We start from the raw sequence: 26,499 nt of genomic DNA on the forward strand, positions 1-26,499 counted from the left end.
AAATGAAGAACCTTTTCAACAACCTATATTTCATTGTTCTATTTCTGTTTTTTAATGCAGTTGGATATGCACAATTGTATCCAGTTCAATTAACACCAGTTTTCAATAGTCCGTATAGCGTCAAAATATCCGATTATGCAACAAGCATGGATACGAAGATGCAATTGTTGATTAATCCAACCGATATCTCTATCTCGCAAAGAAGAGTACGCTTAAAACTGTACATACAAGGCAACGGATTAAATATCCAAACTTCTGATTATGCACAGGAACAAAGGCCAATATATATAAATGGAGGGGAACTGCAAACCTTAACCAATGTTGATATTGCATCTCTTTTTAGGTTAGAAAACCTGCAAGGAATCTCTGCAACGCAATATGCGAATCCGTTGCCAGAAGGAATGTACAATTTTTGTTTTGAGATGTACGATTTTGTAACGAATCAAAAAATATCTCAAAAAAGTTGTGCTAGTTTATACCTGATATTAAATGATCCACCGTTATTAAATACACCGCAAAAAAACGAACAAATTGCTTCGACAGAATTTCCTAATATTTTATTTACTTGGACACCGCGTCAGATCAATGCAACAAATGTTTCGTATAAATTTGAGCTAAAACAGCTTCTAGATCCAACATTAGATCCTCAAATTGGGTTTCAAATGTCGCCGACTTTATACGAAGAAACTTTATTTGGAACCGCTGTTCTATACAATTTAAGTATGCCAATACTTACTCCAGGTTTACGTTACGCATGGAGAGTACGAGCGATTTCGACAACGGGACTTTCAGAAAATGCTGTTTTTAAAAATGACGGATATAGCGAAATATATTCTTTTAAATATACAGCTTCCTGTACCGCGCCGACATTTTTATTAAGCGAATCGCAAAGTTCAAAAAGTGTAAAAATTACTTGGGAAGGAGTGCCAGAGCATACGCGCTATCAGGTACAATACAAAAAACAAGGCGTTCGTAATGCGCAATGGTTTTCGTCAAATAGTTTAAATAAACAAAGTTTAATTACCAATTTAGAACCAGGAGTAACTTATGAATTTAGAGTAGGATCGAGCTGTGATCCAGCTGAAGACGGAATTCAGTCGTTTACTTATTCTAATATAAGCACTTTTACCACACCAACAGAAAGTAGTGGTGTTCCTGCATACAATTGTGGTATCGTTCCGCAAATCAATATTCAGAATCAAAAACCGCTAACCAATTTAATTCAAAGCGAGACATTTAGAGCTGGTGACTTTCCTGTAACTATTTTAGAACTTAGAGGAGAAAACAGCCCATATTCTGGACTCGGATATATCATTGTTCCTTATTTAGCCGATACTAAAATTGCGGTAGAATTTAAGGATATTGTGATCAATACCGATTATCAATTGATCAGTGGTGTTGTAGAAACAAGCTATAACCCAGATTGGAAAAATGTTACCGATATCGAAGATTTCACTGGCGAGGGCAAAGGCGGACAAATTGAAGAAAAAGTTCCTTTTGTAATTAAAGATATTGTCATTAATGCTAATGGAGATATAGTTGTAAATGGCGTTGACGGCGAGCAGATAACTATTCCTGGCGGAAAAGACACTGTAATTACAGACAGCGGTGTTGTTGATAAAGATGGAAAAGTTGTTGTTCCTCCAAAAGTTTATACGGTAGACAGTGAAGGAAATGGAAGCAATCAAGGTGTTGCAGTTGCCGAAGGAGGCAAACCATCGCCAGAAAATACAGATGGCGTAGATAAAAGTGGTCAAGCCACAGCATTTACGGCCAAAGGTATTTCGATTGCTTTTTCTGGAAACGGAAGCAAGTATGCTTTTGATGTAATGCCAAAAAATGCATCTGCAGCGCTAAAGAAATTGTATGCCAAAGCAGGCGATAACGTATTGCCTTATAAAGCAGTTTTAAATGGCGATTCAGATACAGTTGTTGCTACAGTAAATGTTACAGATTCTAATATAAAATTAGATAGTATAGTTTTTAAAACCCAAAATGGAGCAAAAATTGACTTTAAGAGAACTGATAAAGTATTTGTTCTTACTGTAAAAGGAAATTTAAGTTATGCCGAAGAACAAATATTAGCGACCGTAAAACAAGGCAAGAAATGGCAGGTTATCGGTGCATTTATGCTCGTGCATATTTCGCCAAAAGATGTTAATGTGGCCTTGGTTCCTACTGATGATGTCTCTGCAGATAAGTTAAATGAAATTATAACTGAAACACAGAGGATTTATAGTAAAATTGGAGTTAGAATTAACTTTAAGAAGGAGACAGTTTTAAATATAGATAAGATAGTTTCTGGCAATGTAATCCAAACGGAGAAAAATACACTTACCTCTACCTACAGTACAGTACAGCAAAATATAAATGCTCAATATAAAGGTGACGGAAATAGTTATGTATTGTTTATAACCAATAAAGAATCTAGTACAGAACAGCAAGGATACATGCGTTTGAATGGACAGTTTGGTTATGTGTTTAAATCAGGCTTACTAAAAACACCTGCACACGAACTAGGTCACGGAATCTTTAAACTCGAGCATCCTTTTGAGCAGTATAAAACAACAGATTCTAATACAGATTTCTTAATGGATTATAGCTCAGGCACTGTTTTAAACCATATGGATTGGAAACAGGTCAATGATCCTACGTTTAAATTGTATGCTTTTCAGAGTCAGGCTAGTGGGGAATTTGCTGATGGTTATGTGGTTAGCCCTAATTATGAGGTGTTTACTGTAGGGTCAGAGCGAACAAAAGTAGATAGAAATACGTACTCTACTGCTGATGTTAGGGCTAATGATGGAACTATTCCTGGATTCACATTCAAAGGAGATGCATACTGGTGGAAAGATGGTCAGTATGTAAGTGAATCAGGTAGTTATACCTTAAAAAAGGTTACTAATCTAAGCTCTATTAGCAACAAATGGCTATATCTATTTTTTAATAAAGATAATGAGTGTGGTAAAACAACCTATGTTACTGTTCTGGTTTCAGAATATTTGAATAGCGGGAAAACACTTAAAGATTTTATTAAGGGATATGTAGATTCTAATAGCAAAAAAACAATTGTTTGTAATCAAGCTAGTGAAAGTAATTGGTCAGAGACAAAAGGAGAGTCAGGTAGCAACAATCAGGGATTATTTGTTAGAAACTTAATCAAAGGTGAAGTTAAAAAAGAGGTACTAGATAAATTAGAAAGTTTAATGTCTGGTAAATCTAAAAACTGGATTACAGGACAAGCGCATCAAATTAAAGGGCACATACTTTTAACATCAGAGGCAGAAAAAACAGATAAAGTAACATTCAAAGACAATAGTTTTTATGTAGATAATGTTAAGGATGAAATTAAGCCAGATGAAATTGTATTTTGGTTAGAATATAGCAATGAAGGGAAAATTAGAGTAAAACAAATCCTTTCAGGAAGTAGTTTTGATGAAAATATTTCTGTCGCTTTAAAATCATGGGAATCAAGTTTAGATTGGAAACAAAAAACATTATTCGAGAAGATAATTGCAATTGGTTATGAATCTGTAGATGGGTATTTTACAGCTTATTACGATATGTTTGATATGTTAAGCAGTGGTATAAGTAAAGTCAAAATTAAACCTTCGGTATACGATTGTAATGATAAAAACTATAATGAAATTTATGCAAAGGTCTTTAGTTATTTGTCTTTATCTGGTGCAGTTTATGATATCGTAGCTGAAAATCTAGCTGACGCTTATCCAGAGTTTAATAAAGTATTTGAAAAAGCAACTCCTAGCCAAATTCAGTTTGCTTTGTTCTGCGGAATGTATAACGGACTTATTGATGTTGTAAAATCTGTTCCTGATTTAGCAAAACTGCTTATTTCTCCATTATCGTCTAAAGGGAGAGAAGCAAATAGCAAGTTTTTGACTCAGATAGAAGAGATGGAGATGTTTGAGAAAGATGCTAGTGGAAAAGAAACTCTTATTTATGGTAAAGGATTAAGTTTTGGTAAAGTATGGTATTTGTTAAAAGATGGTATCGCAAGTCAATTCGATGCTAACAAACCATGTATAGGGGCTGAATTTGTAGGTTCTGTTGTGGGACCAATAATTGTTATGTGTATTGGAGATGTAGAGGCAGGTGCAGGAATTGTTAGTAAAGTTGCTTCAACAGCCTTTAAGGCAATACAACTGTGTGATAAACTTAGTGATCCTTTTAGATACATCGGAATGTCATTTAGGTTTGTTAAAGGAATGTCAGGAAAAGTCGGTGTTGTAATAAAAAATGCTACTAGCGACGTTATAACCCAATTAGATAATGGATTATTCAGATTAAAAGTTATTGTTAATAATACTGAACTGCCAACTCTGGAGATGTCATTTGAAGATGTTAATAGATTAGTATTAGCGGGAGCAGATGGAATTGATTATCCAATAAATGGTGTTAACCAGCGTATAAAACTAAGTGTAAGTCCAGGTTCAATGGGTTCTCCGAATCTTAGTACATACTCTGCACAAATTTTTGGAGCTGCTAATGAACAATTATTAAAACGTCTTACTGATTTAGGTGTTGAACCTGCAAGTTTAGATAGAGCGTTGAAAGCTTTAGGTAAAACAGTACAAAATGGAGAAAAATTAGCAAAATTTCTAGAAGCCAACTCATTTAATGATGTATCTCAACTTAAAGCTTTTGTTGATGACTTAGCGAAAGCACCATCATTGTTGAAAAATTTCACAGACAATCCTAATCTTTTGAAGGCGTGGAAATTTATATCAAATAGATCTCAAATGCGTATTGATGAAAGTATTTTAGAGGCTACAGCCAAAATGCTTAAAAATAATTCTAAGTATATTGAAGAGAATTTAAGTAAAATTCAAAAAATTTATGACAAGTTAGCAGCTGCAGGAGCAAGATGTAAAACTTGTCCAACTAAAGGAACAAATGAAGGAATAAAGCATCTTGACGAAATTATTGATGATCTCGATTTTGCTATAACTAACTACAAAGATAAAAGCGGTTTTGACAAGTTGCTTATCGAAATGGCAGCCCATAGTAATAAAGCAGATGGGGGTGCGTTTATGTTGCAATATTTAAAAGGGAAAGGAGCAAGTTTTGCTAATAAGGTGCAAGAGTTTGAAAGTTTCTATTTAAGTGGAGAAAGATTTGAAGCAGATATAAAATTGTTTGATGGAATTACAAAACTGATAGAGTTTAAGAGTTTTGCTAAGAGTAGCTGGGAAGCTTTTGGAGGAACAAGTAGTTTGAATCAATTAAAAGGATATATAAAAAGTGGTGAAGTTTTTCAATACGTAGCTAATAAGACCAAACTTTTAAATGATGGAGTTACAGATCCTTCAAAGTTTGTAAAAGAACAATTTCAAAGGGTATTTAAAAAAGATAATTATAAAATATATGACGACTTAATTTTGGATAATCCGAATGCTTTTAAAAATTTAGGAATCAACTCTAAGGGGCAATTTATGCAGAAAGTAAATTCTTTAGATGAAGGTTTATTTGATTTTATTAAAATAGAATAGATATGTACAGTAATGCAATTAAAATAGAAAAAGTGTCAAATTTCTTTCTAGATAATCAATTTAAATTATATTGGAAAGAAGGAGGCTTATACAATGTTCAACATAATAATTTATTGGCAAATGTCAAGGGCAATATTTTTCAGGTCTTTAAAAAAGATAATTTAATTGTTGTTAATTATTTTTCAAGTGATGATGGTATGGAAATGCTTTGTGAGTTTAAAATCAATGAAGATTTTAAATTGATAAAAACAAAAGAAGAGAAAAAATTTTTAAAAGAAATAGAAAATAATGTGGTCCTTGAATTATCATATGATTCATCATTTAATACAATCTTAAATGTTGTGAAATTTGATGGCGAAAAAATTATTGAAAGTATTGTTGATCCCTTTGGATTTAAACTTTTTGAAACGATATTCGTAAGTTGGGATAAATTGAAGTTAGTGTTGTATGAATTAAAGAAAGGTACAAAGCTATTCGAATTTTCATTTTCAAAACTAATAAATGGCGTTAATGATGAAGAAACAAATGTAGAAGTTGTATCAATATTAGGAGTTTACAAAAAGGTGCTTTGGATACTAGTTACACATCGTAAAATTATTGGACTTGACGTAGAGAATGGGACATTATTACATAAAATAGATTTGAGCAAAGAATTAGGATTAGCGCCTAATTCAAGTGAAGATTTTAGTTTTTCTGTTAAAGATGTTCATATAGATAATGAAAAAGGAATTATTAAAAGTTTATCATATAGATATTACTGGGAGCTAAATTTAGACACTTTTCAAATCCAAATCAAAAAAGATTTTGGAGAAAATTCTAAAGAATCGTGGCGAATAAATAGAAGCAAATATTATTCTGGGGATAGAAATCTTTATTTTATAGGTACCAATAAAGGAGAAGTTGTCAATAGGGCAGTTGGTGTTTTTGATACAGAAAATTTTGAAGTTATATGGTTTGAAGCGCCATTAGAAGAAAGAAAGCATTTGTTTTTTACAGACGTTCCACAGGTCAACAATGAAGTACTAGGGGTTATGGATAGCGAAAATAATTTAAGGGTTTATGAAAGAAATTAAATCTGTTTTCTAATAATGCAAGCTCCTGCTAGTGCGAGCATGTTGCTCGTGAACGCAAAGGATATTTAAAATATAAAACGCCCATTGATGACAAGAAAAAGCAGATTATATCCAACATTAATTAAAAACAAAAAATAAAAACAAAAAACTAACAAATGAAAAAAAATCTTTTAACCCTAATAGTAATGCTAATTAGCATTGTTGGGTTTGCACAAAAATTAAAAATTGATAAAGGAGAACTAAAACTAGACGAAAAAACAATAGGTTTTGTAGAAGGTAAAAAACCGCTTTTTACCATTTTTAGTTTAGATAAAAGTTATTCAATTACGGCAGAACTAAAGAAAGCTCCAAATGAAGATTCTATGGTATTGCCATGGATTGAAATTAAAGATGAAGCGACGGGGAAATCGAACGAATTAGAATTTAAGAACAAAAGTAGAAAATTCAGTGCCTTCAATTACGACCGTAGTATAGTCTATGAATTATTGGATAGAGGTATGGTAGGAGCAGAAGGTTTAAACAAAGAAGCAATTGAAAGTTTTATCAACGGTGAATCAGCAGGTATAGCTGCAAAGCGTTTGGGCGTTCAAGGCGAAATAGATAATGCTGGTAAAATTGCAGACACCTATCAGTTAGCGATTGATGATTATGGTACAATCTTTAGCGTTAAGGCACAAAATAAAGATATAGACGATAAAAGAATCGGGTTTATCAGAGTAACATCACCTTCTCAAAATGGAGATTTAAAATATGAAATAATGGACCTAGATAATAATTTAGTAGGAACGTGGTTTGCCAGAGGCGGTATGTTCTCTGGATATGAAAAACTACTAAATCAAGAAGTCATTACATTCAATGGGAAAGTGTTCAAAGCGACTTTCGACAATAGAGGAAATCCTACAGGTTACAAAATGAGCAAAGATATAACAGCAATGAATATTGTGAGAGTTTTGGTTGGAAATGGATATACTTTAGGAAGTCAGTCTAAATAGAATTAAAAAAATGTATAAAATAATTAAAATGAAAAAAACAGTCTTATTAGCCGCAGTATTGCAACTTTTTATGGTACTTGGTAGCTGTAGCTCAGATTCAGATAGCACTTCAACTCCTGAACCGCCAGTTGTTGTAATAAAAGCTGCAAAAGTAACATCATTCTCTAAAAACTTTGGAGAAGCAGGAGAAACCATTACAATCTTTGGTGAAAATTTTTCGGATAAGATAAGCGATATTAAAATCGCTTTTGATGGAGTTTCTGCAACAGTTGTTTCATCAACAGCTACTGAGATTGTATTCAAACTGCCATCAACTGAAAAATTAGTTCCGCAATTGTCTTTAACAATTGAGAATAGAACCATTACGAATGAAGTAAAGAATGCGTATCAAGGAAATATAGGCGTTTTACCTAAATCATCTACTACTGATTGGTTTACAATAGATAATGTTCTAAAAAATGAAAATAAAGTCTATAGTGTTCAAGTCGTTAGCGATAAAATAATGTACTATTCTATGGCTGATTATGGAGCAAGTGGAGTTTACAGAACGATTGACGGAGGTATTACTTTTGTAGAATGGGGAAGAACTGGTTTTTCTGGGGCTTTTTCGGCTACTAAAAATGACGAAGGCTGGGCAGATACAGCATTTGGAATTCAAAAGGTACCAGTTGGAGGTTCTCCAACAATGGAATTTATCAGCGCAACAACAAAGGGTATTTATTACTCTGTTTATGTTGATGATGATATGAAAAAGGGAACTATAATTACTTCATACGGAGATGTTTATAGCACAGCTGATGGAGTTGAGTTTTCACAAGTCTATGATGCTCATTTTATTGACAAAGGTTTCGATTCAGGATCTATAATCAAATCTGATGAAATTGACAATGATCATATTTGGGCTATTGGTATGAAAGAAGTGGCAAATATATATTATCCTTTTATTTTATTTAAAAATAATGAAACTGACGGTTGGAAGGAACATTATTTTGCAAGTGAACCAAATACTTTAGCAGCAGAAGTATCTTTTGCAGATAAGGCAAATGGTTATTTTTTAATTAATAACTCAACTATATACAAAACTACAGATGGCGGCGATACTTGGACTAAAATTTATAGTGGAGAGAAATTTACAAAATTGGTATTTAAAGATGCTAATACGGGTTGGGCAGTTTTAGAAAATAAAATTTACAAAACAGTAGATGGAGCTAAAACATGGACACTTGATTACACAAATACTCAAGTGATCAAAGCAATTGGTTATAAAAACAATGTTGTTTGGGCCATTTCTATAGATAAGATTATCAAGCGTTATCTGTAATTTTTAATCAATAGAATTCAAAATATAGAATAAAAAGCACTGCAGTTTTTTTATAGCTGCAGTGTTTTAAAATGCACTGAATGAAAAAAACTTTACTCTTATTCTTACTTTTCGTTATTACTTCTTGTTATCAGGAAACTGCTATAGTCATAGAAGGTGATTTCACGACTTCGTATGTTGATCAGGATGAATCTATACCCGTTATTATTAAAATTGATAATAAAATAACGGGTGCAGATACGTATGAATGGACATTTGAGGGCGGAAACCCTTCTATTTCAAATTCTAAAAATCCGGGCGAGATTTTATACAGCAAGCAGGGAACTTATACTATCAAAGTAATAGCAAAAAATGTAGATGGTGAGAGTCGAGAATTTACTCAAACTGTTGTAATAAAAGAAGGAATTAATATTGAGTTTACGCATGAAATTGTAAAAAGCAACTATTCTCCTGTTGAGGTAATTTTAAAGAATTCGACTATTGGAGAAGGTTTGACTTTTAATTGGGAATTTCAAGACGGTTCACCAGCTTCTTTTTCAGGAAAAACTCCTCCAAATGTTGTCTTTACAACTCCTGGAGAACACACGATAACTTTGACTGTGTCAAATGGTTTTGAGTCTGAAAAACAGACTAAAACCATTACGGTTGCTCCGTATTTGGTAAGCTTGTTTACCTATGAGCCAAAGTTTGAAGATGACGATTATGAAGCTCCTGTAACAATTAATTTTACAAACAAATCTGTCAGCGCAACTCATTACAAATGGACATTTGAAGGCGGAAATCCAGCTATTTCTACAGAAGAGAATCCGAGTGCTGTTTTTACAAGTGAAGGCGCTCATGAAGTGACTTTAGAAGCTTTTAATGATAAAACAAGTCAGATTTTCAAATCGACCATTACAGTTCTGCCCGATACCAACCTGCGAACATTTACTAATATAAAATTAGGAATTAACCCAGCCCATAACGGCAATAATATTGGTGCAATGTTCTCGACCGTTACACGCGAAGTTTACAAGGCAAACGAAATAAACGATGAGAATAGCGGTCTAATAGATATCGTATTTCAAGGTTTAAACAGCAATTTTACATATAACAGATTTATCTCTCCAGATCAGGCCAATAATTATGGGTTTTTAGCATTAAAAAATGCACAAAGCACCATTTTTGTAAATTCTCAAAGCTTGTGCAATTGTGGTTTAAATTTTACCGAAGCACAATTCGATAATATGGTAAATGACACGCCTATAAAAGCATTAAACATAAGTTATAGCGCTGGAGGAGCACAGGAATTTGGATTTGCGTATCCGAGAATCATTTTATTTAAAACACAAGACGGTAGAAAAGGCGCCATTAAAATAAAAGAAATGGTAAAGAACGGTGCAAGTTCTTATATTTTATGCGACATCAAAGTTCAAAAACAATAACCTGTAAATGAAGATAAAGAATAATAAAATCTTGTTTTGGTTATGTATTGTTTTGGCCTGTTGTTTTTGCGGGAAAGGATATACACAGGACATAGATTTGCAGAATTTTTATAAACCTAATTTTAAGGTAACTGGTAACATTAATGCCAATATGATGTACTACAATTCAAATATGGAAAATTCACGTGAACCTTTCACTTATCTGTTTTCAGGGAGTTTGAATATTAGTGCTTTTAATTTTAGTGTTCCGTTGTTTTATAGTTTTACCAATCAAGGAGATAATTTAGGATATACTGCTCCATTTGATTTTAACAGATTAAGCATTATGCCCAAATATAAATGGGTAAAGGCTTATATTGGAAATGTGAGTATGACATTTTCACCTTATACATTAAGCGGTTATCCGTTTAAAGGAGTCGGATTAGAACTGACACCAAATAGTCCATTTAAAGTATCGTTAATGGGAGGACAGCTCCTTAAAGCCGTTTCAGCAGAAAATGCTTCAGGAGGAATTCCGATTTATCAGCGTTTTGGTTATGGAGCAAAAGTAGGTTTTGAGAAAGCGCAATATAAGTTAGGTTGGATTGGTTTTTATGCCAAAGACGATGCCAATTCATTAAACATGGTAAATGATAACGGAGTTACGCCAAAAGAAAACTTTGTAAACAGCTTGATTTTTAGCACTTCGGTAGTTAAAAATTTAAATTTAAATGTTGAGTATGCCTTGTCTGTATTAACAGATGATACTAGAAGTAAAAGTCTTTCGGGCGGAGGTTTTCGAGATAAAATATTTTCTGGTAAAGAAAGTACGAGTTATATGAACGCTTTCAATGTTAATTTCGATTATAATATTCAGAAAAGTACCGTCGGATTAACGTACGAGCGCATTGATCCTAATTACAATACGCTTGGAGCATTATATTTTAATAATGATTTAGAAAACATAGCGTTGCGTTTTGCGAGACCTTTTTATCAAGATAAAATTACAGTTTCGACCAGTTTAGGATTTCAAAAAGATGATTTAGAAAAAGTTAAAAAACAAGATACAAAACGTGTTGTAGGATCTATCAACATGAATTATAGAGTTACAGATCAAATTAACATTACGGGTAGTTATTCTAATTTTTCTACTTATACCAATAAAAAATTAGATCAGTTTGAACTTATAAATAATCCAAATGTAGTGCAGGCAGACACTTTAGATTACAGACAATTGTCTCAAAATGCTAATGTAAACATGTCTTATGCTTTTGGGAAAAAAAGAAATCAAAATTTAAACTTTAATTATAGTATTGCAGGTCAGGCCAACGAGCAAGGAGGCGTGATTAGAAAAGGTCAGGCGAGCACGGTTCAAAATTATAATTTGGCGCATACGGTTAGTTTTCTTGCAACAAAAGTTGCTTTAAACAGTTCGCTTAACTATACCAAAAATGAAGTAAGCCGAAACAATAATTCATCTATGGGAGCTTCAGTTGGAGCTTCAAAGAAACTATTCAAAGACAAGCTAAATACAAACCTTGGATTTCTTTATAATAATTCGCAAGGAAATATGAATTCAAGTTCTGTATTTGGAATCAAGTTCAACAATAGTTACGTAATGTATCAAAGGCATAATTTTGGTTTAAATGTTATTTCGATGTTTAGAAGCAGTACGAATACAGACAAATTTAATGACTTAACGGCTACTTTAAATTACACCTGTTCGTTGGATAAAATAAAGCTTCCTGCCAAAAAAGAGCCTAAAAAAGAAAAAGAAGAGGTTTTAAATCCTATTCTAAAAATAAACCATAAAGACAAAACGTACGAAGGAACGAGAGACGAAATTATACAGCAGCTTCAGGATATGCAGTCAGCGCTTCGTCCGATGCCAAAAGAAGATTCAGAAGAATTGCAACATCTTCTTACGCTTACAACTTTGACGCCAGATGACGATAGCTTCAAAGAAAAAGCCTTGAATTATTTAAAAGCATACGATTTAAATAATGACATCTTAAATAAATACGACAATTACATTCATGAAACGGTAAAAAGTTTAAGAGAAGAAATGGCTCGTAAAGACGAAGGATATGAGAATGATTATGTGATGGCTCTAGGAAGAGTAAACAAACATAAGATGCATGGTGTAGATGAAAAAGACGTCACAGATAAAGTGAGTTATAATTCGTATCTAAAACTGGTAGACAGAAAAAATAAAAAATTACAGCCTTTAATGGTTCATCGATGGATGCTTAATGAGATTGGAATACTTTCAAATACACCTGTAGATCAGCTTCGTCAAAATGAAAATCTTTCGGCTTTTAATAAAGAAGAGCTTGGAGATTTCTTTAAAATGATGAAAGAGAAGAAAACAGATGCAGCAATAATCGAAGAAATAAAAATCAAACTAATTCCATTCTATCATGATTTAGCAGTTAAAAATGTTAAGGATGGAGAAGTCGATTTTAAGTTTTTAAAGAATAATTAATAGTCAAATAAACTCTTTTGCTGTTCAAAAGAGTAAAAATATAAAAGAAGTCGGTATGCTTTATTTTTCAAAAAAACAGAATGATTTGCTTATGAAAAAAAATTACAAAATACATTTTGCGGCACTGCTTATCTTGCTTTCGGTTGTTTTTTCTTATGCGCAGGAAATTCAGCCACCAAAAGAATTAAGTGTAGCTTCAAGTTCGATACAAAAGATTGAAGCCGCTGACCGTTGGGTAGATAAATTTTCAAATCAAGATTTGGTAGAACTGCCTATTGGTATTCGTAATACGGTAAATAATATTCAATATTCTATCGGAATTACAAAGGCTACTTTTACGCCAGAATATACTACGCTGACAGTTTTCTGTAGAGTTGATATTCCTCAGAAAGATAAAAAAACCGGACAGCCCATGCAGCTTTTCTTTGGAGCAGATAATGTTAAATTATCGCATCAAGGAGGTATTATGGGTGAAGCCAAATTGGTATTGCTAGGCAATGTTGATATTCCGTTTAACGAAGATAAATGGCAGGTTTCTTTATACGGAGGTTTCGAAATGGCGACTGGAAAGGTAAACGATCTAACGTATGTAAAGATTGATTGTGATGGTTTTAAAGAAATGAAGATTTCTGGCGCTGTTGAGTTTTCGAGAGATCTAATTCTGCCAATCGATCCGTTGACCAAAACGGTTGATGAAGCAAAAACTACAGTTCCAAAAACGTATTATAACGGAAAAACGGTTGCAATACCTAATAGAGTTAGAGGAGAGTTTAGTTTTACAGCGGGCAGCTGGAATGATATTTTATTAAATGTAAGTCTGCAGCCTTTTGTATTAAAAGACAAACGAAACGGAAAAGATTTTGATGGTAATTTCCAGTTTTTGGTAAGCAATGCAGTATTGGATTTAAGTGATTTGAAAAATGATCCTGTAGTTGTTTTTCCAGAATATTATGCGAAAAATTCGCTTTTGGTTCCAAGTCAGGAATCGTGGAAAGGAGTTTTTGTTCAGACTTTTGATGTAGGTCTGCCCAAGGAATTTCAAACAACCGATACGGCATCAAGTAAAGAAAGGCTCCATGTAGGCGCACAAAATCTTATTATAGATAAATTTGGAGTTTCGGGAACTTTCTATGCCGATAATGTTTTTCCTTTAGATCGAGGAATAACCAGTCAGGAAAAATCATGGGCTTATTCGTTAGACCATATTGATGTGACTATTGCGGCAAATACTTTTGTAAAAGCAAATTTAAAAGGACAGATTCTTTTACCCATTAGTAAAGCTGTACCAGAGAAAAAAGAAACGGCTACAACTCCAGCTACCAATGCAGGAACAGCTAGCGCAACAGGAACCGATGCTGCTAAACCAAAACAGACCAATAGGGCTGGTTTAGAATACAACGGATTTATTTCTATGGAAGAGCAACAATTGGTTGTGATAACAAAAGATTCCATAGCTTTTGACATCTGGAAGGCAAAAGCATTATTGCTGCCCAATAGTTCTGTCGAGTTAAAATTAGTCAACGGACGATTTTTGCCTAAAGCCAATCTAAACGGTTCGGTTTCCTTTGGAACCAATAAAGGGGCAACAGACGATAAAGATGTCGAAGGCAAGAAAATGGTAGACTTTAAAGGAATTACTTTTGAGAACTTGCAATTACAGACGGTTTCGCCTATTATTTCGGTTAGAAATATGGGGTACAAAGGAACAGTTGGTTTTGCTAATTTTCCTGTTTCGATCGGAAACATTAATGTAGCCATTAATGGAGATGATTCCCGAATTGATTTTGATTTAGGAATTAATTTAATGGAAAGCATTGGAGCAGGAGCTACAGCTAGAATTGGAATAAAAGGTAAGATGTACGATGATGGGTATAGGCAAAAAAGCCGATACGCTGGTCTGGATCTTTCGGCCATAAACATAGATTGCAAGTTTAGTGGATTAACTATTAAAGGTGGTCTTATCCTAATGGAAAATGACCCTATATATGGTAACGGGTTTAATGCAGATGTTGAAGTCGACGTTGTGGATATTGTTAATGTAAAAGCAAAAGCAATTTTCGGACGTACTACTTTTAGATATTGGTATTTTGATGGAGCGGTTAAGTTTCCTCCAACACCAGGTGTGCCTTTTATGATTACAGGTTTTGGTGGAGGAGCCTATTACAAAATGCATCGAAATCAAGATATTGCCATTGGCGAATTTTCTCCTTCGGGACTAAGTTATACACCAGACGAGAAAATAAGTTTAGGAATTAAGGCTTTAATTTATTTTCACGTAGGATCAGAAACCATTTGTGATGGTGAAGCCGGTTTTGAAATGGCATTTAACTCAAAAGGAGGAATAAACAGATTAGCTATTTTTGGTAAAGCCAATGTGATGGCTAAAATTCCAGGACTTAAAAATGTTACCGATTTAATGGGGAAAGTAGCTTCAAATGTTACCGCTAAGAAAAGCTTTTTAGGAATTACAGAAAATGACCTTAAAGGATCTTTTGCCAGCAAATATATTCCAGAAGCTAAAGAAGCAATTCCAGGAGATTTGTCTGCAGCAGTAGGAATAAAAATGGCAGCAGCTGTCGAATTTGATTTTGAAAACAAATCGATGCACGCCACTACCGATGTATATATTAATACACCAGGGAATTTCCTTTCGGGAACTGGAGAAGGAGGAAGAGCTGTTTGGGGAGTTTTCCATAAAGATCCAAAAGATTGGTATATGTATATGGGAACACCAAAAGACCGATGCGGAATTAAAATTGGAGTTGCGGGTATGTATTTGCAAACAACAAGTTATTTTATGGCAGGAACGGTACTTCCGGGTAGTCCGGCGCCACCTCCGCAAGTAGCTCAAATTTTGGGTGTCGAATTAAAAGAACTGGATTACATGCGTAACGAAAATGAATTGGCAAATGGAGGTGGTTTAGCCTTTGGAGCCAGTCTAGATTTTGATACAGGAGATTTAAGTTTCTTGCTTTTCTACGCCCGTTTTCAAGCAGGAATGGGATTCGATATTATGCTTAAAGATTATCAGGAAGCTAGATGTTCCAACACAGGAAGCCGTGTAGGTATAAATGGTTGGTATGCCAACGGACAATCTTATGCTTATCTGCAAGGAGAACTTGGAATCAGAATTAAATTATCTTTCTTAAAATTAAAGGTTCCAATTATTTCTGGAGGAGCCGCAGTTTTATTACAAGCGAAATTGCCAAATCCAGTTTGGATGAGAGGTTATGTGGCTGGAAACATGAATATATTAGGAGGATTGATAAAAGGAAAATTCAGATTTAAATTTGAAATAGGCGAAGAATGCCAATTTGAAAATGCATCGCCACTAGGAGGCATTAAATTAATCACCGATGTAACGCCAAAACAAAGCTCTACAGATGTAGATGTTTTTGCTGTGCCACAAGCCGCATTTTCAATGAAAGTAAATGAAGCTTTTGTAATTCCTGAAGACGCGGGCGATGTGACTTATAAAGTTATACTAGAAAAATTCAAAGTATTTGATGGAACCAAAGAAATTCCAGGAGTTTTTGAATGGAGTAGTATGAAAGACAGAGTTAATTTTGTGTCAACAGATATTCTTCCTCCTCATAAAGAATTGAAAGTTCAAGTTGAGGTTAGTTTCCAAAAAATGGTAAATGGCGTATTCCAGCCTATAAAAGTAGACGGAAAAGTAGCCACAGAATTTGAAGAAAGAATGTTTACAACAGGAGGCGCGCCAAACCATATTCCGCTTACCAATATTAAGTACTCGTATCCAGTTGTAGATCAAAAGTATTTCCTTGAAGAAGAATATTCAAAAGGATATATCCAACTGAAGCGTGGTCAGGATTATTTGTTTGAAGATTCTAATTGGGAGACCAGTATTAAGATGGCGCAAGACGGAACTTCTAACTCAAAAGCCGTGGCATTTAACTATGATACTACTTCAAATGAAGTATATTATAACTTGCCAAATATCGATCAGGAAAAGAAATATAATTTCTCAATCGTTAGTAATTTAAAGCAGAATACAACAAGAAACACGACATCGAATACAAAGACAAATACGATTAGTGATGAAGGTAATGATATACAAATAAAAGAAAATCAAGCCGATGCCATATCTAAAGCGGAGGGAAGCATTGATCGTTTAAACTATTCATTCAACACAAGTAAATACAAAACTTTTGCTTCTAAAATGAATGCAATTAATACGCAAAGCTATGATTTTGGAATTTTGTTTTCAGATGTTATTTATTTGACCAATGGTATTTCAAGTCAAGAAGCTTTTGATCTAGTAGAGCTTAGAGGAGTAACTTACAGTGACAATAAACCTGTAGTAACAGCAGAATCTAAATTAAATGATCAATATTATACAACAGATATTTATCCTTATTTGTATAAGGATTATCCTTTAAGTGGTATTTTCTCAATAAAAAATAGAGATACTAGCGAATTTGGAGTTGTTCCTGCAAAGGCAATTCCGTTAAATGCTTCTTATATGACAAATTTAGAAAACGACGTTAATCAGTCTTGGACTAGAGCTAACTTCCCGTTTAGATACAATTTGCCATTTGTCTATAAGGAAGACTGGATCGATTTGAACAATCAAATAGTGAACAACTACATTAATGGAGAACCAGGTGTTGTAGCACTTGCTCAGCGATTTATTAGTAGTTCTTACCAGTTCATGCGATATGGAAATTATGAAATAGTAATGAAGTATAATCTGCCAGGAAATAAACAGGCAAATGAGTTTGTTTATAAGTATAAAAATATCAATACTTTTAGGTAAATTCTATAAAGGACTATAAGTGATTTTAAAAACCCGTTTGAGAATTTCTTAAACGGGTTTTCATTTTAATGTGCTCTTATTTCATAATACTTTGCAGGTTTTTTATTAATTTTCATGGCTAAGAACTCGATACTGAAATTTGTAAAATAAATGTTTGAGGTTTACCAAAACAGACAAAATAATGATGAAATAAAAAGATTCATCATACCTAAAAATAAAGGATATAATAATTCTACATGGATTCTTATAACTATAAAAGGAAACAGAGAATTCCTTATGGAAAGATTCTTCGAAAAATTAGAGATTAAAGAAGACGAATGGGAATTAAAAACAAATTATGCTTTTCCATCAGTACTTATGAATGAGTTTTTACGCTTAGATTTTGATGATGAAAATCTTAAAGAATACTTGTAATTCAATTCCTTTTTTGAATTAATAAGAGCAAAATAAAAAAACGGCTATGAGAATAAGAAGAGATTCATTTGCAAAACATATGGGAATCGAGTTTAGGTTTTGGAAAAGAGATCATTTTTATATTTTACAAGCGGACTACAGCGAAGAATTATTGAAGAAAGGTTTCAGAATTGATGATAACCTCAAATTGAACCTCAAATTAATGCTAAAGTTGAAGCTAAAACCAAAACTTGAGCAAAAAGTTAGTATGTATAAAGAAGTCTCTTTTACTGATATTGAAAGCGCTTATCGGGTAAACACTTTTTGTACCTACAAAGGTTTTAAGTTTTTTGTAGAAAATACTTTTAACGAAAAATATACTTTGCGTCCATTAGAGGAAGCAATGAATCATTTTAATGATTTTCCCAAACATGCCTACGATCCTGTATATGAAGCTGATGAAAATGAAATAGAAGAGCTTTGGGAAGAACGAGAACCAATAGACGAGTTTGTTTTTGATACCCAACCAATTATTTATATTAAACGAAAAATATAGAATCTTAAAGACAATCAGATTTAACACTTTGGAGCGCTTTTTTTTATTAATTTACATCATCTTACAAATCAAGCTTTTGTCTAAAACTAAAAGATGCTGAATAATAAAGAAGAAAAGAAAGAACAAAATGCAGTATATCTGCTTCCTTGGGTTACGGCAATTGCAATGCTTATGCAATCTTTAGATGGTACAATTCTTAATACTTCGTTGCCTTCAATAGCCAAAAATATGGGATATTCGGCAACCGAAATGGATTCGGTTATTGTAACCTACACACTCACATTGGCCATGTTTATTCCGCTTTCTGGATGGCTGGCAGATAAGTTTGGCACCAGAACCATGTTTATGATTGCCGTATTTCTGTTTATCATGGGATCTTTGTTTTGCGCTCTTTCAGTTGATTTGAATACGCTTAATATGGCACGTGTTTTACAAGCGGTTGGTGCTTCCATGATGGTGCCAATTGCCCGATTGGCTATTTTGTACCAATATCCAAAAAACGAACTGCTTAAAACAATGAACTTTATAACCTTATTTGGTTTGCTAGGAATGGTTGCGGGTCCAAGTTTAGGAGGTTTTCTCTCAGATAATTTCAGCTGGCATTGGATTTTTTTAATAAATATTCCAATCGGTCTCATCGGAATTTCGATGGCGTATCGTATTATGCCTAACTTTAAGCACGCAGTAGGAAGATTCGATTTTAGAGGATTGGTTTATTTCAGTTTGGCACTAATTTCTATCACTTTGGTTTTAGAACTTATCGGAAACGGACGACCGCATATGATTGTAATTCTAAGTTTATTGTTTCTCTTCGGACTGCTTTCTCTCTTTTATTACATTCATTATAAAAAAACAGAGAAACCCATAATCGATCTGCATCTTCTAAATATTAGAACCTTAAAAATAGGATTGATGGGAAGTTTAATTACTAGACTTGGAATTGGCGGACTACCATTGCTTTTACCGCTTATGCTGCAAACCAGTTTTGGTTACTCGGCATCGGTATCAGGATTATTGCTGTTGCCTTCTGCCTTGTCAAATGTTGCTGTTAAGCCTTTTATGGTATCTATTATAAAGTTTTTTGGCTACAGAACAGTATTGATAAGTAACACCATTTTGCTGGGAATTGTTTTGATTATTCTCGGATTTGTAACGAAAGAAACACCCATTGGATACTATATTTTACTGATGATATTCTACGGAATTTTTACCTCTGTACAAATGTCTGCTATGAATACCATTACACTTTCAGATTTAGATCAAGATACAGCGAGCGGCGGAAATACCATGTTGGTTATTATGCAACAGCTTTCAGTAAGTTTTGGAGTTTCTGTAGCGAGTCTTGCGCTTTCTTTATTTCAGGATGGAATTTTCGATTTAGACGCTTCAAAAGCATTTCAATATACTTTTATTGCATTGGCTGTTTTTACCATCTTTTCAAGCTTTACTTTTTCAAAATTAAGTAAAACAGATGGTGGAGGGTATATGTAATTTTGTTTCGCATAAGCAAGTTTTTGAATTCAAAAAAAATAGACAACATTTCTAGTAAATCTAACTTGTTTTGGATTAAGTTATTTGTTCTTCAAATGGCTTTTGCATAATTTTACATACTATGTATGAAATATTCCAAAAGTATCTAGAAGAAAAAACTGAACTGACTCCTACAGAATCGGAACGTATCCAATCATTTGCTATAATTAAAAAACTTCGTAAAAGACAATATCTGCTTCAAGAAGGAGATGTCTGGAAATACGATGCTTTTATCACAAAAGGCTGTGTTCGAACTTATACCGTTGATGAAAGAGGCAGTGAGCATGTAAATAGTTTCAGTATCGAAAATTGGTGGACAGGAGATCGCGAGAGTTTAATGATGCAGCAACCGTCTCGTTTTAATATTGATGCTATTGAAGATACCGAGCTTGTTCTTTTTACGCATGAGAATTTTGAATTGCTATGCAAAGAAATTCCAGCTTTTAATAATATGGTAAATGCTATTCTGCAAAGAAGTTTTATTGCCGCTCAAAATAGAATTCAGGCTTCACTTACTTTAACGGCCGAAGAAAAGTATTTGAACTTTATAAGTAAGTATCCAGGTTTTGCTTCGAGAATTCCTCAAACCATGATTGCTTCCTATTTGGGTATGACACCAGAAACGCTAAGCCGTATTCGAAAACAAACAGCAAAGAAATAAATGTACAAGGAGCTTTTAAAGCTCCTTTTTTTATGCCCTCTTCCAACTCTTGATCTATATCAAGTTTTTACTTATTTCTAATCAATGTACAGGTTTTGCATTCATCGCAACTTTGTAATGTTCAAAAGAAACAAACATTATAAACATTTAAATATTAGAAATCATGTCAAAAACAATTTTCATTACAGGAACAAGTACAGGCTTTGGAAAATTAACAGCTGTAACATTAGCAAACGCAGGTCATTCTGTAATTGCAGGAATGCGAAATACCAATGATAAAAATGCCGCTGCTGCGAAAGAATTGCAGGCAATAGAAAACATTGAAGTAGTAGATATCGATGTTACAGATGATACATCAGTTACTAAAGCAATCGAAAAAGTATTGATTAAATACGGAAAAATTGACGTTTTAATCAATAACGCAGCGGTAAGCGGTTTTGGTTTGCTTGAAGGATATTCTATCGATCAGGTTCGTAAAATGTTTGACGTAAACGTTTACAGCGTACTTCGCATGTATCAAGCAGTGCTTCCTTCTATGAGAAAAGAAAGAAACGGACTCGTAATTAACATTACAACTGGAGCCAGCGCACACACACTTCCATTTATGGTTCCGTATATCGCATCAAAACTGGTGGTTGAAAGTTTTACAGAAGGATTGCAAGACGAACTTGCTGGTTATGGAATTGAAAACGTAAGTATTCAGCCTGGGGTTTATCCAACAGAAATGAATAACGGATCTAAAGCGGGTATTCATGCTGATAAAACACAAATTATAGAAGAATATGGAGATGCAGCAACCGAAAAATTCAACGCCTTAGGCACAGCATTATTTGGAAAAATGGCTCAGTTTGATATGAATCCGCAAACCATTGCTGATGGTATTTTAGAATTGGTAAACATGAAAAAAGGAGAGAGACCGCTTCGTTTTCCGCTAGACGCCATTGCTCAAGGAACCGATAAAGAATTTATAGAAGCGCGTGCCAATATTAAAGCAAAATGGGTAGCAGCTTACACCAATTAATTTTCCCCTTTAAAAATACATTTTAATAATTTACTTAAGATTCAAATAATCATGAAAACAACTCATAAAAAATCAAATAAAAAAGTGCAAACTTCAGCCGCTGCAATGCTTAATTTATTAATACTCTTTTCAGCTTCAGAAAAAACAGCTGCACAAACTAGTGCAGGAATTGTTGGAATTGATCACGTCGGAATCAATGTCCCTGATCTTAATAAAGCTGTTACATTTTTTAATGATGTACTTGGTTTTACGCCCGTAACTCAATTAGGACCAATTCCGCTTGACGATGATTGGAAAAAACTAAATCACATTAATCCAAATACTGGAGCTGTTACTATAAAAATGATCAATGCAGGAAACGGAGCAAGTATAGAAGTGTTTGAATATGATGACAATAAAGGAAGCAAAACACACCCCAACACAGATGATATTGGAGCATCTCATATCGCATTTTATGTAAAAGATATTAATGCATCTGTACAATATTTAAAAAGTAAAGGCGTAAAAATAATAGGAGAACCTTTTACAATGCCTTCTGGAGATACAGCAGGAGAAACTTGGGTTTATTTTGAAACGCCTTGGGGATCTAAAATGGAATTGGTTTCGTATCCTAATGGAAAAGGATATGAAAAAACGAATCCAAAAACGCTATTATGGTCTCCAAAAAATGAAATAGTAAAAAAAGTTTCTGCAGATGATTTCGATTCTAAAAAGAACACGGCAATAGTAGAAAACCATCTTAAAATTTGGAATGAAAAAGAAGAGTTGAAACGCAAAGCTTTATTAAATCAGGTTTATGCGACTAATGTAGAAATGGTCGATCGTCATTTTATTGCTGAAGGAATTGAAGATATCAGTAAATTTATCGTAGAACTTCAAACTAAAAACCCTGATTTTAGATTTACAGCAAAATCTGTCGAAACCAATCATAATATAGTTCGTTTGTATTGGCAGTTTGGTTCAAAAACAAAACCATCTGTGATAAGCGGTATGGACTTGTTTGTGATCGAAAATGGTAAAGTTCAGAAACTGTATGTTTTTGTTGACCAAAAAGAATAACTTTTAATTGATTTTGAAAGTTTTAAAAAGCCAGACAATAAGTTCTGGCTTTTTAAATTTCTATTAAATGGTTTTTAAAACACCACCATCTGCTCTTAGAGAAGCTCCATTTGTTGCCAAAGAAAGAGGGCTTGCAAGATAAGTGGCAAGCGATGCAATTTCTGATGGATTTATAAAACGCTGCAATAAAGAATGCGGATTGGTTTGCTGTACAATGCTATTTTTTATTTGCTCCACTTCGATATTCTGCAGAGATGCTATGTGCTCTATAACAGCCGCAACTCCATCAGAATAAGTTGGTCCGCCTAGAATGGTATTTACGGTTACTTCTGTTCCCATGGTTAGTTTAGATAAGCCATTGCTCACAGCAGTCATTGCGGCTTTAGTCATTCCATAATGAATCATATTTCCAGGAATATTGACTCCAGATTCACTGCTTATAAAAATAATTCTTCCTGATTTCTTCTCCAGCATCTGTGGTAAAAGTTTCTTAGAAAGACGAACAGAACTCATCACATTAATTTCAAATATTTTATACCAATCTTCATCTTCAATTTCTTCAAAGTTTTTTAGATCAAATTGACCAACATTATTAATTAGAATATCGATGTTATTTAATTGACCAAGTAGCGCGTCTATTTCCTCTTTTTTGCTAAAATCTGCTGCAATTCCAGACACTTTGCAGTTTGGAAATTCGGTTTTCAATTTTTGAACCGCCAGATTTGTTTTTTCTTCACCTCTTCCGTTGATAATTACTTCTGCTTTTTCATTTAATAATTGTTGCGCAATTGCAAAACCAATTCCTTGAGTTGATCCGCTGATGAAAGCTTTTTTACCTTCTAATTTTAAATCCATTTTTTATTATTTATTTTTGTAATGATTGATACATAAATAGTCAAAAAAATTAGCTGATGACAGCTAATTGCATTTCGATCTGATCTTTTAATATTTTCTTGTCAGGATACATTCTGCGGAGCGTATTAAGTCCGCACCAAAACGTGATGAGGTATTTTCCTAGAATCTCAGGAGCAATTTTAGATTGTATGTTTCCTTTTGCTTGTTCCGTTTTTATGGTTGCTGTAAACATCTGTTCGACTTCTTTTAAAATCTGTACAGCATTGGCTTCAAGATCTTCATCTATATAAGTCATTTCGACAACGGTATTGGCGATAATACATCCCTTCAAATGTTCATTTGTGTCAGCTTCTGCAATACTTCTAAAAAAATCTTTAATTAATTTTAAAGGCGAATCACTTTTAGCCAATTCATTTTTAAAAGCATCAAAAGCTAGTCTGCGTTCTTCAATAGCTTTTTTAAAAACTTCTTTTTTACCGCCTTTAAAAGTATTGTAGAAACTTCCGGCTCCGGCTCCAGTTGCTTTTTGTAAATCACTTAGAGAGGTTGCACTGTAGCCTTTCTGCCAAAAAACTTCCTGAGCCTTTTTTATGATGTTAGAATCTTCATATATGGTTGGTCTGCCTCTCATTTGATTTTATTTTGTAATGATCGATACAAAATTATATAAAAATAATTATGCTGCCAATTTTTTTTTAATGTAATCCTTTAAGAAGATTTTTTAAGAACTAAAAACAACGCAGCTGCGATACCTAATCCCATAATTGCAGTTTTAGCAAAATTAGAATCTGTTTTTGAAGGAGGATTCCCGTAGACTCTTAAAGGTTTTTTAGAATTAGTAAGCACATTTCCAGGATTGTTCTCCTTATTTTGATTAAGTTTCATTTTTAGACGAAGCGCTGTCGATGCGGTATTGCTAATTAATTTTGGAAATAATTTATAGGTATTAGTAATTGCCGCCGCTTTAAAATCAGGAAACAAATCTTTTTTAGGATGTTTTGCCAAATAAACCATTTTGGCAGCAGTTTCCCGTGGATCTGAAGCAATAAAAGGAATTTTTATATCAAAACCCGAATACTTGGCAGAATGAAGATTTCCTGTAGAATTTTGTAACTGAGGATATAGATTGCAAACATGAATATTTCTGCGGTTAGAAATTTCTCCCTGCAAACATTCCATCATGCCTTTAATGCCAAATTTAGATGCAGAATATACGGCGCTGTAAGGTGCGGGCATAAAGCCACCAATTGATACATTATTAATTAAAATACCGTGATTCTGATCTTTAAAAATTTTGATTGCATTGTAAGCACCATGCATGTAACCAAATAAATTGGTTTTTATAACCTGCTGATGAATTTCTAACGGAATTTCTTCAAATTTTCCGCTTGCCATCACTCCGGCATTATTGACCCAGATATCGATTTTACCGCTCATAGCAAGGGCTTCTGCGGCAACTTTCTCTACATCTTCAGCTATAGACGTATCTGCCGAAACACCCACAACACAAACATTGAATGCTCGGCAAAATTCTACAACTTCATTAATACCTTTCCAACCTCTGGCTGCTAAGACTAAATTGCATCCTTCATGAGCAAAAGCTTCTGCAGCTGCACGGCCAACACCACTGCTTGCACCCGTTATAACAACTGTTTTTCCTTTTAGATCATTCGTATATTTTCCTTCATTTTTCATATCCTAAATATTAAAGTACATAAAAGCGCATTTTACTGCGGTGAGTTACTCAAATTGCTTTTTTAGACAAAATAATAATGCGCTTTTCGTTTGTTCTGCTTGAACTATTTTTTAAGATATATTTTTTCTCAGATGTTCTCGTACTGAATATTCTATTTTTTTGATTTAAAAAAAGCATAGCAAGTAATTTAGCAACGAAATAGCTTTTCCGTCTAATTTGAAATATAAAATTAGAGTAAAATTATTCGGGCGCTGTTATATAATTACGCTTGCTAATTGCTTAATTAATAGATGACAACAGGGTTTTTGGTTTATCTAATCCTTACAAATTTTAGATTGTCGGTTTTGGTTGTAATAGTTAGATCTGCTTTGTGCAAGATGTATTTCCCTTTTAGATAGTTTTTTGTTTTATGCTGCGAGTTATTGTTAGTTTTTAAAGTTAAAGAATCTTTTGTAAACGAGTATTCTCCATTTACAATGCTATCTAGTCGATCTGTTTTATTAATTTGAAAATTATTCATCATTTCAAAATGCAACCTTTCTTTGGTTTGAAGATTTTCCCAAGTTCCGTAAAAATCGTCTTGTGACATGTATTTGGTTTTCATAATACTAAACATGATAAAGAAACCAATAAATACAGCAGGAATATAAACGAATTTTATGACGCTAATCTTGTTCATCCATTTGGGTCTGTCACTGTTTTGAAACAATGGAGGTTCTTCTAAAAAGTATTTTAGAAAAACTTTATAATCAGAAAAGAATACAAACAATGCCATTAGGGTTAATGTTATCGCAATCTCTTTTGCATTAATATCATATGCAAAATCGGTTAGAAGAATATTGACCATAAAAGTTAGGAAAAGAATAATCCCTATTCTTGTCGTTTTTCTAAAAAAGAGAAGGAACGAGCTTACAATCTGTGTAACGGCAATAACAATCGGGTACCAATTGCAGTAGCCATAATAATACCAAGTAAGACGAAAACCATCTAGAGAACCAATAGGCATATCGTACACGCTTGGCTGTGAAACGAATTGAGTTTTTAATATTTTACCGTAAGCATATAAGATTATAATGGTAGCTAGAAAGTATCTGCAAAAGGTGTGTAAAAAAAGATGGATTTTTTGCCAGTTCATATTTTTTGGGATTTTTTTGTTTTACATTA

At 33.5% G+C, this 26,499-nt stretch carries 17 protein-coding genes; 13 read left to right on the forward strand and 4 right to left on the reverse strand.

Annotated elements, in window-relative coordinates; all coding sequences use genetic code 11:
* Positions 1-2: 2 nt before the first annotated feature.
* The 13 genes from ACFO3N_RS04455 (at position 3) to ACFO3N_RS04515 (ending at position 22,784) form a co-directional block, all read left to right on the forward strand.
* Positions 3-5,510, forward strand: coding sequence for a hypothetical protein (locus ACFO3N_RS04455; protein ID WP_379795520.1), 5,508 nt, complete (start codon positions 3-5; stop codon positions 5,508-5,510).
* Between the two features lie 2 nt (positions 5,511-5,512).
* Positions 5,513-6,583 (forward strand): hypothetical protein, encoded by a 1,071-nt coding sequence (locus tag ACFO3N_RS04460; protein ID WP_379795522.1) that lies wholly within the window; start codon positions 5,513-5,515, stop codon positions 6,581-6,583.
* Between the two features lie 155 nt (positions 6,584-6,738).
* The gene (locus tag ACFO3N_RS04465; RefSeq protein ID WP_379795524.1) at positions 6,739-7,575 is read left to right on the forward strand and encodes a hypothetical protein; all 837 of its coding nucleotides are present in this window, start codon (positions 6,739-6,741) and stop codon (positions 7,573-7,575) included.
* Positions 7,576-7,603: 28 nt separating this feature from the next.
* Positions 7,604-8,896, forward strand: a complete 1,293-nt coding sequence (locus tag ACFO3N_RS04470) for an IPT/TIG domain-containing protein (RefSeq protein WP_379795526.1) — start codon at positions 7,604-7,606, stop codon at positions 8,894-8,896.
* Between the two features lie 80 nt (positions 8,897-8,976).
* On the forward strand, positions 8,977-10,320 hold the full coding sequence (locus ACFO3N_RS04475; RefSeq protein ID WP_379795528.1) for a PKD domain-containing protein: 1,344 nt from the start codon (positions 8,977-8,979) through the stop codon (positions 10,318-10,320).
* Positions 10,321-10,327: 7 nt separating this feature from the next.
* Complete coding sequence (locus tag ACFO3N_RS04480) at positions 10,328-12,784, forward strand: TonB-dependent receptor (protein ID WP_379795530.1); 2,457 nt, start codon at positions 10,328-10,330, stop codon at positions 12,782-12,784.
* Positions 12,785-12,875: 91 nt separating this feature from the next.
* Complete coding sequence (locus ACFO3N_RS04485) at positions 12,876-17,564, forward strand: hypothetical protein (protein ID WP_379795532.1); 4,689 nt, start codon at positions 12,876-12,878, stop codon at positions 17,562-17,564.
* 150 nt (positions 17,565-17,714) lie between these two features.
* Entirely contained in the window at positions 17,715-17,978 is a 264-nt protein-coding gene (locus ACFO3N_RS04490) for a hypothetical protein (RefSeq protein WP_379795534.1), read from the forward strand.
* Positions 17,979-18,024: 46 nt separating this feature from the next.
* A complete protein-coding gene (locus tag ACFO3N_RS04495; protein WP_379795536.1) occupies positions 18,025-18,513 on the forward strand; it encodes a guanylate kinase in 489 nt (162 codons plus the stop codon).
* Positions 18,514-18,606: 93 nt separating this feature from the next.
* A complete protein-coding gene (locus ACFO3N_RS04500) occupies positions 18,607-20,004 on the forward strand; it encodes a DHA2 family efflux MFS transporter permease subunit (RefSeq protein ID WP_379795538.1) in 1,398 nt (465 codons plus the stop codon).
* Positions 20,005-20,125: 121 nt separating this feature from the next.
* The gene (locus ACFO3N_RS04505) at positions 20,126-20,704 is read left to right on the forward strand and encodes a Crp/Fnr family transcriptional regulator (RefSeq protein ID WP_379795540.1); all 579 of its coding nucleotides are present in this window, start codon (positions 20,126-20,128) and stop codon (positions 20,702-20,704) included.
* 163 nt (positions 20,705-20,867) lie between these two features.
* Entirely contained in the window at positions 20,868-21,725 is an 858-nt protein-coding gene (locus ACFO3N_RS04510) for an SDR family oxidoreductase (protein ID WP_379795542.1), read from the forward strand.
* 51 nt (positions 21,726-21,776) lie between these two features.
* Positions 21,777-22,784 (forward strand): VOC family protein, encoded by a 1,008-nt coding sequence (locus ACFO3N_RS04515; RefSeq protein WP_379795544.1) that lies wholly within the window; start codon positions 21,777-21,779, stop codon positions 22,782-22,784.
* Between the two features lie 63 nt (positions 22,785-22,847).
* Here ACFO3N_RS04515 and ACFO3N_RS04520 read toward each other — a convergent pair whose 3' ends face one another.
* The 4 genes from ACFO3N_RS04520 to ACFO3N_RS04535 form a co-directional block, all read right to left on the reverse strand.
* Positions 22,848-23,639: an SDR family NAD(P)-dependent oxidoreductase gene (locus tag ACFO3N_RS04520; RefSeq protein ID WP_379795546.1), complete on the reverse strand. Its 792-nt coding sequence runs from the start codon at positions 23,637-23,639 to the stop codon at positions 22,848-22,850.
* Between the two features lie 49 nt (positions 23,640-23,688).
* A complete protein-coding gene (locus ACFO3N_RS04525; RefSeq protein WP_379795548.1) occupies positions 23,689-24,270 on the reverse strand; it encodes a TetR/AcrR family transcriptional regulator in 582 nt (193 codons plus the stop codon).
* A gap of 77 nt (positions 24,271-24,347) precedes the next feature.
* Positions 24,348-25,334 (reverse strand): SDR family NAD(P)-dependent oxidoreductase, encoded by a 987-nt coding sequence (locus tag ACFO3N_RS04530; RefSeq protein WP_379795550.1) that lies wholly within the window; start codon positions 25,332-25,334, stop codon positions 24,348-24,350.
* A gap of 311 nt (positions 25,335-25,645) precedes the next feature.
* Positions 25,646-26,470 carry a hypothetical protein gene (locus tag ACFO3N_RS04535; RefSeq protein WP_379795552.1) on the reverse strand — a complete coding sequence of 275 codons (825 nt, stop codon included), beginning with the start codon at positions 26,468-26,470 and terminating at the stop codon, positions 25,646-25,648.
* Positions 26,471-26,499: the final 29 nt, after the last annotated feature.

It is taken from the genome of Flavobacterium chungangensis (genome assembly GCF_042654045.1).
Taxonomy (GTDB): Bacteria; Bacteroidota; Bacteroidia; order Flavobacteriales; family Flavobacteriaceae; genus Flavobacterium; species Flavobacterium chungangensis.